The sequence below is a fragment of the Deinococcus sp. Leaf326 genome (assembly GCF_001424185.1).
In the GTDB taxonomy this organism is placed as follows: Bacteria; Deinococcota; Deinococci; order Deinococcales; family Deinococcaceae; genus Deinococcus.
The window spans coordinates 61,973-76,728 of sequence record NZ_LMOM01000032.1 but is presented as its reverse complement, the minus strand read 5'-3'; the positions used below and the strand labels follow the sequence as shown (position 1 = coordinate 76,728).

The window sequence follows — 14,756 nt, the reverse complement described above, 5'->3', positions numbered from 1 at the left end:
TTTTCTGTCCTCTCTATGCCGGCCCCCTGCAGAGCGCCTCCGCCTTGAGCGATTCCAGAGACGGCCGGCCCAGGGTCTCGGCGCTTCTCCGGCCCGCTAGACTGCTGGGCGAGACTCGGCCTGTCGGCCGGCGTTCGCGGCGGTGTTTGCCAGAGAGCAGCACCTTAGATGCTTGACCTGCCAGGACGACGCGCGGCGCGGCGGCCAGGCCTTCTTCCGAACTGGGACGGGTGCGATGACACGGCTATTGATTACGGGTGGGCTGGGATTTATCGGCAGTCATGTGGCCGAGCAGGCGCTGGCGCAGGGGCTGGAGGTCGCGGTCCTCGACAACCTGTCGAGTGGGAGGCGCGAAAATGTGCCCGGCGCCGTGCGGGTCTACGAGGCCGACCTCCGTGACGCGGCGGTGGTGACGGCGGCGGTCGCCGATTTCGCCCCCGAGTGGGTCAGTCACCATGCGGCGCAGGCCAGTGTGCCGGGCAGTTTCCGTGACCCGGTCCACGACGCCTCGGTCAATGTGCTCGGCACGCTGAACCTGCTGGAAGCCGCGCGCCAGGGCGGGGTCCGCCGTCTGGTCTTCGCCTCGACCGGCGGCGCCATCTACGGCGAGGTGCCGGAAGGAGAAGTGGGGCAGGTGGGCGGCCCGCTGCGGCCCTTTACCCCCTACGCGGTCAGCAAACTGACGGGCGAGCACTACCTGGAGGTCTACCGCCAGCATCACGGTCTGGAAGCGGCCACGCTGCGGTACAGCAACGTATACGGCGAGCGCCAGAGCGTTCACGGCGAGGCAGGAGTGGTGGCCGCCTTCTGCGAGGCGGTGCTGCGCGGCGCGCCGCTGCGGGTCAACGGCCGCTCGGAAACCGGAGACCGGGGTTGCGTGCGCGACTATGTGTATGTGGGCGACGTGGCGCGGGCCAACCTGCTCGCGCTGTACGGCGGACTGCAGCCGGGAACGTCCATTCTTGATGTGGGCACCGGCCAGGGGACCGATTCGCGCACCCTGGCCGAGACGCTGCTGCGGGTTTCGGGAACTGGGGTGGCCATCGAGAGCGGACCGCCGCGGGCCGGCGACGTGGGCCGCTCGGTCCTGAGTGCGCACGCCCTGCACGCGCTGCTGGGGGACCTCACGCCGCTGGAAACCGGCCTGGCGCGTACCTTGGCCTGGTACCGTCAGGTGCAGGCCGCCGGGACCTGAGTCGCCGCTTCTCATCCAGTCCGGGGCCGGGCGGGGGGTTCTCCCCTTAGAATGAAGGGACATGGAGTGGTCCCGGCCCCAGCGTCTCGAACTCGTTCACCTGCTGGGCGAGGGGTGGGGCGGCAGTGTATATGCGGCCGCCGATCTCGACGCTCCCCGGCTGGTGGCGGTCCGGCTCGTCGGGGTGCCGCCGGAACCTCTGGCTGCCACCCTGGCCCTGGGTGCCGCGCAGCTTCACCCTCATATCCTGCCCCTCTCGCTGCCCGAAGAGCGGCAGGACCACGTCCTCTCGGTAATGCCTCTGGCCGAGGCGGGCTCGCTGCGCCGCCTCCTGACCCCAGGCGCAGGGATGCCACCGGAGCAGATCACCGATCTGATACGTCAGGCGGCCGATGCGCTGGTTTTTGCGCACACGCAGGGCACCGTCCACGGCAACCTCAAGCCTGAGAACGTGTTGTTGGAGGCGCGCGGCGAGCAGCTGTGGGTGTGGCTCTCGGATTTCGGCCTGAACAGTCTGCGGCCGCCCGATCCCCTCAGCCCCTACCAGAGTGCCGAGCAGCGTGTCGGGGGCAAGGCGACCGCGCACGACGATCTGTACGCCCTGGGCGCGCTGCTCTTCGAGGGCCTGAGTGGGGGGCCGCTTCCCCTGAATCCTGGCCTCGATGACCTGCTGGTCCTGGGGGACCCGTGGCGGAAGCTCGCGGCGCGCTGCCTGGGCCTGTCGGTCCCCTTTCCCGATATGGCCGGGTTTCTGGGTCAACTCCGGGCCCTGCATCTCGCCGCTGGGGTTCAGGGCGTGGCGGCCAGTACCCAGCTTCTGAGCCTGAGCGCCGAGCTGCCTAGTACCGACGACGTTCCAGCGGAAGACGCCGAGGCCGGCGTGACGGTCCTGCGGCCCGGCGACACGCGCACCATCACCCTGACCCTGCGCGGCGCACCCGAACTGGACGGCGAGGACATTGAGCTGGAGACCGAGGGTCTGCCTGCCGGCTGGGCTGCGCCGCTGCCGCCGGTGACCCTAAGCGCCGGGACCGAGGCGCTGGTAGCGTTGCGGCTCACGGCCCCGCGCGCGCCCGATACGGCGCCGCGCCGCCTGGATGTGACAGTGCTGGCGCTGGGGACTCGGCCAGACCCGGCCGGAACGGACGGCGCAGCGGCAGACCTGCCGGCCGGGCGCCGTGTGCTGGCACGGCTGCCTCTCGCGCTGCGGGTCCTTCCTTTCGTGGACAGCGTTCTGGAGCTGCGTCCCGCACAGTCGGTCGTACGCCGCAGCGCCACGGTGGCCCTGAGCCTGCGCAACCGGGGCAACCGGGCGCAGCAGTACAACCTCGACGTGACGGTTCCGCCGGGCGCGGTGGTCGGCCACGGCGCGGTCCGGCGCCAGTTCGAGCTTGCGCCGGGGGGCGAATACCATGACACGCTGCAACTGCGCCTGCCGCCCGCGCTGCTCGCTGGGCGCACCCTGCACGTCCTGGGAGTGGTGCATCAGCTCAGCCGCCCCGGCGACGCGGGGCGGGGGCCCACTGCCCTGGGCGCCTCGGCACCGGGGCCGTCGGCACCCTGGCCTCCGGTGCACTCGGCGGTGCAGGCCTCGGCGAGACTGGACCAGCGGCCCTTCCTGCCCTGGTGGGCGGCGGCACTGCTGGCCTCGGCGGCCCTGGCTGGGGGCGTCTGGGTCGCCCGTCCCCCCAGCATCGGCGAGTTCGCGCTCGTCGGTGGGGCGCCGGCACGGGGCGAGGCCTTCACGCTGACCTGGAGGACCTCGGGTGCGGGCAACGTCCGCATCGAGGAGCTCCCCGGCCGCACGCTGGGGGAAAGTGGACAGACCCAGGTGCCGGGTCTTCAGGCGGCCCAGACCTACACCCTGATCGCCAGTGGGCCGCTCACGCGGCAGACCCGGCAGCTCACGGTCAGTCCGCTGACCCCTGCTCCGCGGGTCACGGCCCTGAGCGTCACGCCGGCTCAGGCAGCGCTCGGGCAGACCGTCACGGTGAGCTGGGCGACCGAGAACGCGGCGGCCGTTACCCTCGCCCCCTTCGGGTCGGTGCCGGCGTCGGGCAGCCGGGAGCTCACGCTGCGGCGCGACACCCGCTTCGAACTCGTCGCCCGTGGCGGCGGCGACCTGGCCGGGCAGCAGGACCGCAGTGTGCAGGTCGCCGCCCTGCGCCCCCCACAGATCGCGCGCTTTGTCATGACGCCCGCCACCGTCACGCCGGGGCAGCCTGTCACGGTGAGCTGGCAGGTCAGTGGAGCCAGCCGGGTGCGCCTCTCGCCGCTGGGTGACCTGCCGGCCTCGGGCAACCGGACCTTCGTGCCACGTGCGAGTGGCAACTACACCCTCAAGGCCAGCAACGGCCAGACCGAGGTGATGGCGGCTGCGGCTGTGACGGTCACTGCCCGCCCGGCCCGCATCCTGGCGTTTACGGTCAGCCCGGCCGCGCCGGTCATCGGGCAACCCCTGACCGTGCGCTGGCAGACGGCGGGCGTGCGCAGCGCCGAACTGCGCTGGAGCGACCAGCGCCAGACCCTGCCCCCCAGCGGAGACCTGAGCCTGATCGCCACCGCGCAGATGGGCCGCCTGTCCCTGGTGGTCCAGGGGGAGTCGGGCGTGCCGGTCCTGCTGACCCGCACCCTGACCCTGCGCGCTCCTCGGACGGCGGCTGGGCCGTCTTCTCTGGGTCAAACTTCGGCGGCGCAGGGGTCGGGCAGCCCGGCCAGCCAGGCTACAGCGACCCGGCCTTCCGCAGCCCAGGCACCGGCTGCGCAGACGCCAGCATCCCAGGCACCAGTAGGGCAGACGCCGGTCACTCGGTCCCCAGCCACCGCTTCGCCAGCGGTTCCAGTTCCCCCGCTCCAGATCACCTCCTTCACGGCCAGTGCCGCGCGGTCGACTGTAGGCCAGACCCTGACCCTGCGCTGGCAGGGGAGGGGGAACGGGCGGGTGGTCCTGCTCGGTCCGGACGGCCGGTCGCTGGGTACCTTCGCGTCCACCGCCCAGACCCGCGTGTCCCTGACCCGGACGGGGACGCAGACCTTTACCCTTGGCCGGACGTCCGGGGCCGAGCGGCTCGCGCGCCTCAGCGTGAGGGTGGTCGCGCCCGCTTCTCCTTCTGCTGTTACCCCGCAGGGGAGCCGGGGGGACACGTCGGCGGGTCCGTCCACGCCGGCTGCCCCCACTACGCCGGTCACCGAGATCGAGAAGTTTGTGGCGTTTCCGGCCAGCCTGCGCTCCGGTCAGTTCGCTACCCTCGTCTGGCAGGTGCGCGGCGTGAACAAGGTGTTCATCACGGGGCTGCGCGGCCCCAATGCCGACGGGTCCTTTCCGCCCGCCGGCCAGACGAGCACGCCGCGTGCCCGGACCGCCGACCAGAGTTTCGTGCTCAGTGCGGGCGGCGAGCGCGTGACTCTGCGCGTACCCTTGCAGGCGGTGGTCACGCCCTCCCCGGCCGCGCAGCCCTACGCCGGAGTTGCGGGCACCTGGCGGCACACGTTCGGCGGCCTGGCGCTACGGATCGAGGGCACGCGCGTCACGGGCACCCTGACCTCGGTCCGGCCCGACCTGCCCGGCGGCAGCGTGCGCGGGACTCTCAGCGGCGACGCCGGCACCCCCGTCCTCAACGCCTTCGTACGGGCGGACGGCGTCGACACGGCCCTAGTCGTGCAGTTCGATGTCGCTGCGCAGACCTTCTCGGGCGTCTATGCCGGCCGGAGTGCCCAGGTCCGCTGGTCGGGTTCACGTCCAGAGCGAGATTAGCCTCTGTCCTGCTGGTCTGTCCGTACTGATGGGACTGGGCACCCTTCCAGCGCTGCTTGTATGAGCAGGGCTGTCTCTTTCTACATCTGATCGTCCCGCTGGCGGTAGGTCCCGTTTTGGCGAGCAGGACGGCGAGACTCTGGTCGGCGGCCCCTGCCCGGCGTTACCCTGATAGGAATTCCGTAGGCCTGGACGAGAAGAATATAAAGCTGACTTCAATCTGACGGGTTGCGCTCATCCAGTCGGCTGGCTATTATCGGACCACCTTTATGGAACACTTCCTGCCCGTACTGACCGGGTGGGGCGCACTGAACGCCGCGCTGCTGCTCGTCGCAGGTCTCGCCGCGTTTCTGCGCCGCCACCAGCCCGTGAACGTCAAAGAATAGCCGCCTCCCCTGGCCCCACCGTTCCCGGTGAGGGCCAGGTCACTGTGGGTCGTGTGGCAGGCAGGCTGTGGAGTAGGTGCCAGGAAGACTTGTGGTGGCAGCAGGCAGAGCCGGAGAACGGTACCCGAAAAGCCGCGGAAAAGAGCGATCTCGAAAGGCGAGTGCGGTTTTTTGTGAAAAATTCGTCAATAAACCCGCCGACTGAAAGACTTCTGTCGCGGCACCCTCTCTACTCTGAGCCGTAGATAAGCCCTGCTTGAGAAGCAGCTCGCACACTCTGGAGCCACGCTTCCGGGCAGGGTCCTTCGTTTCTCGCCCGCCCCCAAGGAGTTCCCCCATGGCCAAGATTCTGGTAGTTGACGATTCACCCGCAGACCTGCGCTTTCTCACCGAGGCGCTGGCGCCGACCGGGCACAGCGTCGTGAGCAGCACCGACGCCAAGGACGTCGAGCGTCTCGTCGAGACTGAGCGCCCCGACCTCGCCCTGCTCGACGTCGTGATGCCCGAGCGCAACGGCTACGAGACCCTGCGTGCCCTGCGCCGGATGCCCGCCGCCGCCGGCATGAAGGTCATCTTCGTGAGCAGCAAGGGTGCCGAGAGCGACGTGAAGTGGGGACTGCGCCAGGGCGCGGTGGATTACCTCATCAAGCCCTATACCCCCGAGCAGCTCACGACGCTGCTCGGCCGTCACCTTTAAAGACATGGCCGACTTCGCCGCTGTCCAGGCCCGGGCGCTGCTGCTGTTTCGCTGTGGCGGCCGGTTACTGGCGCTGCCCGCGCATCTGTCGCGTCAGGTCGTGCCGATGGGTACCCTGAGTGCCCTGCCCGGCAGCGCCGGCACCCTGCTGGGGCTGACTCCGGCTTCGGGCCGCGCGGTGCCGGTGGTGGACCTCGCGGGGGTGCTGGGAATGGACCTGGCCGGCGCGGCGGGGGCCGACACGGCCGCCAGCGCCGGCGCGACCCTGGCGCTGATCACCGAGCAGGGCGGCGAGTTCCTGGCCCTGCCGGCCAGCGAGGTGCTGGGCGTGCTGAGCAGTGAGCAGCCCGATCCGTCCGGCGACACCCCATTGGGCCAGCCGGTCCGGCTGGGGAGCTACGGCGAGGGCCAGATGCTGCACCTCGCGGCCCTGCAACAGCTCGTCGCCCAGCGGCTCGTGCCGGCCTGAGCCCGCTGCCCCTCACCTGACCTGCCCGCCCACGCCTCACCCCCTCTGCGGGGCCCCGCTTCCTCTCCGTTCGACAGCCCTTTTTCTGGAGGCACCATGCAAGTTCAGTATCAGACCGCCCGGCTCGCCGGCTCTCCGGAGTCCGGTACCCCGGTTCAGCCCGCGCCGGTTCAGGCCCTGCGCTGGACCGGTGGCCTGGGCCTGGGGCCCAAACTCGGCCTAGCCGCCCTCCTGCTGGGTCTGCCCGCCCTGGGCCTGGGGGCCGCGCTGCTGGGTGAGCGCACCCAGGACCTGACGGCCGCCCGGAGTGTACAGAGCGCCGCCGCGCAGCAACGCGGCCTCGACACCCTGAACAGCGCGCTGTACCGCTACGTGTCGGCCTCCGGCACCGAGGCGCGTACAGCCGCCGCCGCGAACGTGACGGCGGCCCTCGGTACGCTCCAGGGTGCGCCGGCCAGCCAGCTCGAAGCCCTTCAGGACGCCTGGAAGGCCCTGCAGGACCAGCCGGGTGCCGCCCGGTTCGTGCAGACGCAGCAGGCCGCTGGGCGCCTGAGCAACGTGGTGTGGGGCTCTGCCGCAGGCGCGGCCGGTCAGGACGCCGCCGCCCTCACCCGGTTGTCGGGCGAGACGCTACCCGCACTGATCGCCGCCGTGCGTGAACTGTCGCTGTCGCTGGACAACCCAGGTAGCCGCAACAGCGCGCAGGTTCGCGGCGCGCTGGCCGTGGCCGCCGACCACCTCGGCCGCCTGGGGCCGCAGCTTGGAGCCCTGCTCGCAGCGGCTCCGGAGCTGGCCGAGCCCGTCGCGGAGGAGCCCGACACGTTGGTGAGCGATACCCGGCAGGCGCTGACCTCGGCGGCCGGGAACGGTCAGCCCGCGGCCCTGGGCGGAACCCTGACCCGTCTGGACGACATGCAGGGCGTCCTCGCCGGAGCGCTGGACCGGACGCTCGCCGCCCAGGTGAGCGCGGGGCGCAGCGGTCTGGCGTGGCCGCTGGTGCTGGGGCTGCTGAGTCTGCTGGCGGGTGCGGCGCTTCTGGTTCTACTCACGCGGGGCATCACCGGGCCGCTGGGCCAGCTGTCGCGTGCCAGCCACGCGCTGGGCGAGGGCGACTACAGCGTGCGGGTGCCGGTGACGGGCCGCGACGAACTGGCTCAGCTCGCCGGCAGCTTCAATGTGGCGGCCGAGCAGCTCGCGGCGCAGGCCGGGCGGACCGAAGAAGAACGCAGCGCGGCGGCGCAGCTGCGCGGCGATCTGAGCGAGCTGCGCGGTACGGCGCAAGCGATGGCCCTCGGTGACCTGACCCGCGCGGCACCCGAACGCGGCGAGCTGGCCGAGGTGGGCAGCGCCGTGAACCGCCTGAACATGGTCTTAGCCCAGACGCTGCGCGCCGCGCGGCAGCACGCCGCCGACCTCGAAGGAGGCAGCCGCGCGGCCGTGGAAACGGGCGTGGCTGCCGGAAACGCCTCGGGCCGGACGGCCACGCAGGCGAGCACCCTGGCCACGGGCCTCCAGACCCTCGCGGCGCAGCTCATGGACCTCGCCGCGCAGGCCCAGTCGGGCGCCGAGCCGCTGGGCCAGGCAGGCGTGACCGCGCAGGCGGGGCAGCAGGCCCTGCAAGCGGCTCTCGGAGAGTTCGGAACCTTGCAGGGCAGCACCCAGGAAACGGGCGCGCGCCTCCAGAACCTCACCGCGCACGCTGAGGAGATTCAGGCGGCGCTGGACACGGTGGGCCGTGTGGCCGGCCAGACCAACCTGCTCTCGCTGCACGCCGCCATCGAGGCGGCCGGCGCGGGTGAGAGCGGCCGGCGGTTCGCGGTCGTGGCCGACGAGGTGCGTGGCCTGGCCGACGAATCGGCCGCGGTCACGGCGCATATCGCGGCGCTGGTCGGCGCGGTGCAGGCCGAACTCGGTGCATTGCACCAGGAACTGCACACCCAGCGCGCGGCCCTGACGCAGGGCCAGCAGCAGGCCGAGTGGGCCAGCGACGGCCTGCGCGAGCTCGCCCGCCTCGCGGCGCTGGCCTCGGCCCGCATCACGCAGGTGCAGGGCAGCGCCCAGAGCGGCCTGGGACATCTCGGCACCCTGAGCGGCGAGGCCCAGACGCTCGCGCACGCGGCGCAGACCCAGTCGGGCGCGCTGGAACGCAGCCAGGAAGCCGCCCAGACGATGCAGACCGGGGCCAAGGCCCTCGGTGAACACCTGGGCCGTTACCGCCTGCCCGGCTGAGCCGCCCTCCCTTCCACGATTCGAGCAAGGAGTTTGCCATGTCACAAAACGCCCGTCTGGACCCCACCACCGCCGCCCCGCTGCTGCCCGGCAAGACCGGAACCAAGACCCGCCCCTCGGCGCGGGTGGGCACCCCCCGCCCGCCTGCCGGTGAGCGCAGCACCCTGCTGGGCCGGCTGTCGGTAGGTCAGAAACTGGCCCTCGCCGGACTGCTGCTCGGCGTGCCCTTCGTCGTGAGCAACGTCGCGCAGCTGCGCGGCGAGCAGGGCCAGGTGCGCCAGCTCCAGACCCAGCTCGGCGGTCAGCAGCTGCTCGTGCCGCTGCTCGAAGTGCTCCAGAACACCCAGCAGGTGCAGCTCTCCTCGGTGCGGGTACTTCAGGGCGAGACCGGCGCACAGGTCGCCAACACCGAGCAGCTTCAGGCGCTCGAAAAGGCCTTCAAGGCGCTGGCGACGGCGGCCACCGCGCAGGGCCTCGAGAGTCTGGCTGCCGAGGTCAAGCAGACCCAGCAGAACCTCGACACCCTGCGCTGGAGCGTGGAGTCGGCGTCGGTCACCGCGGCCGAGGCCCAGAAGGCCTACAGCGATGTGCTCCAGACCTCAGTCACGCCGCTCTTTACCCGTGTGGCGGTCGCCAAGGAGCTGAACGTCACCGCCGACCCGCGGCTGTCCTCACTGTTCAGCCTGACCACCACCACCCTGCCGGAGAACATGGCGCTGGCCGGCTCGGTCGTGGCCGGCACCTCGCCGGTGCTCGAGCGCCTGGGGGCCCGCGGCACCGTCATCGACGCCCGTAACCGCGCCGACGCGCGCGTGGCCTGGGAAAGCGCCTATCAGGCGGCCAGCAAGATCACCTCCAACCTCGAGGCGGCCACGGCGCTCTCGCCGAACCTGAAAGCTGCCCTGGGTCCCGCCGCGCAAAAGCTCCAGACCAGCGCCGACGACGTGTTCAACGGCCTGAACGACGGCCTGATCGTCCCCGAGCGTCTCTCGATCACCTCGGCCGAACTCGCGCAGCTCAGCCCCGCCTACCTCGGGGCGCTGTACGGCACCTTCAAGCAGTCGGTGAACACGCTCGGCAGCATCCTGAATTCCGAGGTCGCCAGCCATACCCGCAGCCTGCAACTCAGCACGTTGCTGCTGGTGCTGGGCACGCTGCTCGTGGCCGGCCTGCTGTTCCTCATCGCCCGCTCCATCACCGGTCCGCTGGGCACCCTGACGAGCGCCTCGCGCCGTCTGGCCGCCGGCGACCTACAGGTCAACGTGCCCGTCACCACCCGTGACGAGATGGGCCTGCTCACCACGTCCTTCAACACCGCCGCCGCGCAGCTGCGTGAAAACGCCCTGCGTGTCGAGCAGGAACGTCTCGAAGCCCAGAAGCTCCAGAACAACATCGGCGAGTTCCTCGACGTGACGATGGACATCGCGGGCGGCGACCTGACCCGGCGCGGCCAGGTGACTGAGGACGTGCTGGGCAACGTCGTGGACTCCATCAACCTGATGACCGACGAGCTCGCGCAGGTGCTTCAGGAAGTGCAGCAGGCTTCGCAGTCGGTCACGGGCGGCTCGCAGGCCATGCTGGGCACCACGGCGCAGATCGAGCGCGGCACCCTGGCGACGGTGGAAGAAGCCCGGCGCGTGTCCGAACAGGCCGCCGAAGTGACGCAGGCCATCCGACTGATGGCGCAGAACGCCCAGTCCTCGGCCCAGACGGCGCAGCAGGCGCTCCTCGCCTCGCAGCAGGGTCAGGAAGCGGTGGAAGGCACCCTGAGCGGGATGCAGAACATCCGCCGCGAGGTGCAGGGCGTCGCCAAGCGTATCAAGGGCTTGGGGGACCGCTCGCTGGAAATTCAGGACATCGTGGACACCATCACGCAGATCACCCGTCAGACCCACCTGCTGGCGCTCAACGCCTCCATTGAGGCGGCGGGCGCGGGCGAGGCCGGCGGACGCTTCAGCATCGTCGCCGACGAGGTCCGGAAGCTGGCCGACACCTCGGCGCAGGCCACCGGCCGCATCGCCACGCTCATCAAGAACGTGCAGGCCGAGATTCAAGACGTGATCACCAGCGTGGAGGACGGGACCCGCGAGGTGGAGCAGGGCTACCGCGTGGCCGGCAGCGCCGGGGAACGTCTGCGCGAACTGGGCGTCCTGGCGACGCAGGCGGCGCAGTTCGCCGAACTCATCGCCGACTCGACCCAGAACCAGGTGCGCAGCATCGAGCAGATGGGCGGCGCCGTGAGCCAGATCGCCAGCATCGCCCAGGAATCGCAGGGCTCGGTGACGCGTGGCCGCACGGCCGCCGAACAGCTCGAGCAGCTCTCGCAGGAACTGGGCGCCAGCCTCTCGCGCTTCCGGCTGCCCGCATGACCTCCTTCGCCGCGCGCTCGCCCGCCCTGAGTGCCGAACTGATGGAGGCGTTCTATGCCGAGGCCGGCGAAGTGCTGGCCGGTCTGCGCGGGGGCGTCGCGGCGTTGGAGACGGCCTCGCCGGAGGCCTTCGCCCCCGCGCTGGCCCCCCTGAGTCTGCTGGCCCACCGCCTGCGCGGCAGCGCCGGGTTGTACGGTTTCGCGCAGTTCTCGGTGCTGTGCGGCCTGCTGGAGCGCGTCCTGGACGCCCGCCCCGAGCTGCCCACCCCGCAGCGCAGCGAATTCGTCGCTCTGCTGGACACGGTGTGCCGCGTGCTGGAAGGCAGTCTGGACACCCTGCGTACTGGGGGCGACGACCGCGACCTGGGCCAGACCTTCACCCGCCAGGGCGGCACCGAGCAACTGGGCGCCCTGCTGCGCGCGGTGCCGGCAGCCTTCACGCTGCGTGCGCCGGCCCACGCGGTGCCCGACGCCGACACCGCTGCCGAGGAAGTGGCCGAGGGCGACACGGCAGACGAACTGCGGCGCTTCGTGCGCGAGCAGGCAGAGGTCTGGGACTACTTTGCGCCGGAAGTGCGCGAGCATCTCGCGGCCCTGCGCACCGAACTCGCGCGCGGCGAGGACGGCGACCTCGGGGTCATGTTCCGTGCGGCGCACACCATCAAGGGCAGCGCCTACATGGTCGGCCTGAACGTGCTGGGCGACTTTGCCCACGGCGCAGAGGACCTGCTGGGCGCCGTGCGCGCCGGGGACCTCGGCCTGAACATGGGCGTGCGTGGACTGCTGGAACAGGCTGCCGATCTCGCCGACGATCTGCTCCTCACGGCCGAGGGCGGCGACCCCAGCGGCGGCGCGGCGCTGCTGCCCCGGCGTCTGGACCACCAGAGCGAAGGGCTGCGCCGCATGGCGAGCGGCGAGGCGCCGTTGCCCCCGCTCTCGGCGGCGCCTGCCGCTCCGGCCCCTGCTGCGGCAGTGGCGGCTCCGGCTTTGCCGGACAACGCGCAGCGCACCACCATCCGTGTGCCGGCGGGACAGCTCGAAGGCCTGCTCGACCAGGTGGGCACCGCCGTGACCTCACGCGCGCGCCTCTCGAACCTGCTGGGACGCCTGAGCGATCTCGAACGCAGCATGAGCGACAGCCAGCAGCGCTTTCAGCGCGCGGTACGCGACTTCGAGGAACGGCATCTCAACCCTGATCTCGTGCAGCGCGAAGAGGCGCCCATGGGGAGCGAGCGTCCACTGACCGGGCAGTTCGCGGAACTGGAATTCGATACCTATGACGACCTGAACATCCTCTCGCGCAGCGTGACCGAGCTGAGCGCCGACTTCTCGGAAGTGCGGCGTAACCTCAGTGATACGGTGGCCGAGTTGCAGGACGAAAACGAGCGGCTGGGCAAGCTGCTGCGTGGCCTGCGCCTCTCGGTCAACCGCACCAGCCGCGTGCCCTTCACGCAGGCCACGGCCCGCCTCAAGCGCTGGTCGCGGGAGCAGCAGGACGTGGAGGGCAGCCCGCCGTTCGACCTCGTGGTCGAGGGTGAGGACATCCAGGTCGAGAGCAGCGTGCTTCAGCGTCTCACCGGACCCCTCATGCACCTGCTGACCAACGCCGTGTCGCACGGTCTGGGCGCCGCCGAGGGCCGGTTGCAGGCCGGCAAGGCCGCGCGCGGTCAGATCTGGCTGCGCGCCGCCGAGTCCGGGCAGTTCCTGGAGGTCACGGTGGCCGACGACGGTCAGGGCCTGGACCTCGACCGCGTGCGCGACCGCGCCCTGACCGGCGGGCTGCGCTCGGCTCAGGAACTCGGTCGGATGGGTGACGACGAACTCGCGCGGTTGATTTTGCTGCCGGGGCTGTCGACCGCGGCTGAGGTCGGCCGGGTGGCCGGTCGCGGCGTGGGCATGGACGCGGTGGCGACCGCCGTGCGTCAGATGGGCGGCGAGCTGCTCATCCAGACCGAACGCGGCGTGGGCACGGCCTTCACGCTGCGGCTCCCGACCGCGCAGCGCATCATGGACCTGCTGCAGGTGCGGGTCGGCGGCCCCGAGTCGCCGGAGGTCGCCTTCGCGCTGGCCTCGGTGCGCGCGCTGCGGGACGTACCGGCCGACGAAGTGGTGCGTGAGGGCGACGAGCGCTACGCCCAGTTCGAGGGCGAGCTCGTTCCGGTCGTGGACCTGCGCCCCCTGTGGGGTCAGCCGGCGGGCGAGGTGAGGTCGTACCGTCTCGTGTTCCTGAACTCGGTGATCGGTATGGTCGCCGCGCAGGTGGGCGAATTCGGCGAACTCGTCGAGGCCGGGGTCACGGCGCCGGGGTTGGCGCTGGGCTCACTCGACTATCTCTCGGGCCTGGCCCTGGCGCCCAGCGGCGAGGTGCGCCCCGTGCTCGAACCGGCCGGACTGCGCCGCCTCTCGCGCCGCCCCCAGGCGTGGCTGCGCCAGGAGACGGTCGCCGAGAAGGCGCCGCTGCGCCGCCTGCTGCTCGTGGATGATTCGCTGAGCGTGCGCAAGCTCGTGGGCCGCATGCTCGAACGCGGCGGCTACGAGGTGCATGTGGCGGCCGACGGTCAGGAAGCGCTGGACCTGCTGCACCTCGACCCTCACTTCGACGCGGTTGTCACCGACCTGGAGATGCCGCGCCTGAACGGCTACGAGCTGATGGAGGGGCTGCGCTCGCGCTTCAGCACTGCCGCCCTGCCGATGCTCGTCATGACGACCCGTGCGGGCGAGAAGCACCAGCGACTGGCCTTCCAGCTCGGCGCGGCCGACTACTTCACCAAACCCGTCAACGAGCCGCTGCTGCTGCGGCGCCTCGAGTCACTCTTCGCCCCCCAGGGCCTCGCCGCGCAGGCGATGGCGTCGCGTGACGCGACCCTACAGGACTGGGCATGACCCGGCTCCTGACCATCCTGCAGGACCCCGCGCGCGCGGCCCTGTACGCCGCCCTAGCGCGGCAGGCTGGCATGGACGTGCTTGAAGCCGACGGCGGCCTGCCCGCCCTGACCCAGCTCGAACGCACGACCGTCTCGGCAGTGGTGTGCGACTCCGAACTTCCTGACATGAGCGGCGCCGAGTTCGCCGAGATCCTCGCCGAAACCTTTCCGGACGGCGCGCCCCCCCTGCACCTCCTGAGCCCAGGCGGCGAGATGGAGACCACGCCGCAGATGTTCCGGCAGGTCATGCGCTCGCTCGACCGCTCGCCGCACCTGCTGGGCGCGCCGCTGTGCGAGGAGGCGCCCTCGCAGCTCCAGGGGCAACTCGTGGATTTCCCGCTGGGCGATCTGCTCGCCTGGGTGGGCGAGATGGGCCTGCACGGCCACTGGACGGTGGACCTGGGCACCGAACTGTTCTCTCCGGGGGCCTATCTGCTTATGCAGGGCGGCGACGTGACATACGCCGAATACGCCGGGCTGAGCGGCAAGGCCGCCATGACCGCGCTCATGCGCGCCGTCGAAAAGACCGAGCACGCCGGGTTCCGGTTCTGCGCGGTGTCTGCGCCGCTGCCAGTGCCACGCATGGCCGACCTGCAACTCTCGACCTCGCGCCTGTTGCTCGAAGTCGCGGTGGACCTTGATCACGCGCACTCCGCGCCGGTAGCCCACCGGCCCCTCTCCTGACCCCTTCCCCGAAGTTCCGCGTCCCCCTGATTCCCGTGTTCTGGAGACTC

8 protein-coding genes are annotated in these 14,756 nt (G+C 71.1%); all 8 read left to right on the top strand.

Annotated elements, in window-relative coordinates; all coding sequences use genetic code 11:
• Window positions 1-172: 172 nt before the first annotated feature.
• The 8 genes from ASF71_RS11060 (at window position 173) to ASF71_RS11025 (ending at window position 14,706) form a co-directional block, all read left to right on the top strand.
• On the top strand, window positions 173-1,195 hold the full coding sequence (locus tag ASF71_RS11060; RefSeq protein WP_235514352.1) for an NAD-dependent epimerase/dehydratase family protein: 1,023 nt from the start codon (window positions 173-175) through the stop codon (window positions 1,193-1,195).
• Between the two features lie 61 nt (window positions 1,196-1,256).
• The gene (locus tag ASF71_RS11055) at window positions 1,257-4,949 is read left to right on the top strand and encodes a protein kinase (protein ID WP_056299614.1); all 3,693 of its coding nucleotides are present in this window, start codon (window positions 1,257-1,259) and stop codon (window positions 4,947-4,949) included.
• A 723-nt stretch (window positions 4,950-5,672) separates the two neighbouring features.
• Entirely contained in the window at window positions 5,673-6,032 is a 360-nt protein-coding gene (locus ASF71_RS11050) for a response regulator (protein ID WP_056299611.1), read from the top strand.
• 4 nt (window positions 6,033-6,036) lie between these two features.
• On the top strand, window positions 6,037-6,501 hold the full coding sequence (locus ASF71_RS11045; RefSeq protein ID WP_056299609.1) for a chemotaxis protein CheW: 465 nt from the start codon (window positions 6,037-6,039) through the stop codon (window positions 6,499-6,501).
• Window positions 6,502-6,597: 96 nt separating this feature from the next.
• A complete protein-coding gene (locus ASF71_RS11040; RefSeq protein WP_056299606.1) occupies window positions 6,598-8,730 on the top strand; it encodes a methyl-accepting chemotaxis protein in 2,133 nt (710 codons plus the stop codon).
• A gap of 38 nt (window positions 8,731-8,768) precedes the next feature.
• The gene (locus ASF71_RS11035; protein WP_056299604.1) at window positions 8,769-11,099 is read left to right on the top strand and encodes a methyl-accepting chemotaxis protein; all 2,331 of its coding nucleotides are present in this window, start codon (window positions 8,769-8,771) and stop codon (window positions 11,097-11,099) included.
• Window positions 11,096-13,981: an Hpt domain-containing protein gene (locus ASF71_RS11030; RefSeq protein WP_056299601.1), complete on the top strand. Its 2,886-nt coding sequence runs from the start codon at window positions 11,096-11,098 to the stop codon at window positions 13,979-13,981. The genes ASF71_RS11035 and ASF71_RS11030 overlap by 4 nt, the downstream gene beginning before the upstream one ends.
• Window positions 13,978-14,706 carry a DUF4388 domain-containing protein gene (locus ASF71_RS11025; RefSeq protein ID WP_056299597.1) on the top strand — a complete coding sequence of 243 codons (729 nt, stop codon included), beginning with the start codon at window positions 13,978-13,980 and terminating at the stop codon, window positions 14,704-14,706. Before ASF71_RS11030 ends, ASF71_RS11025 begins: the two co-directional genes overlap by 4 nt.
• Window positions 14,707-14,756 lie beyond the last annotated feature (50 nt).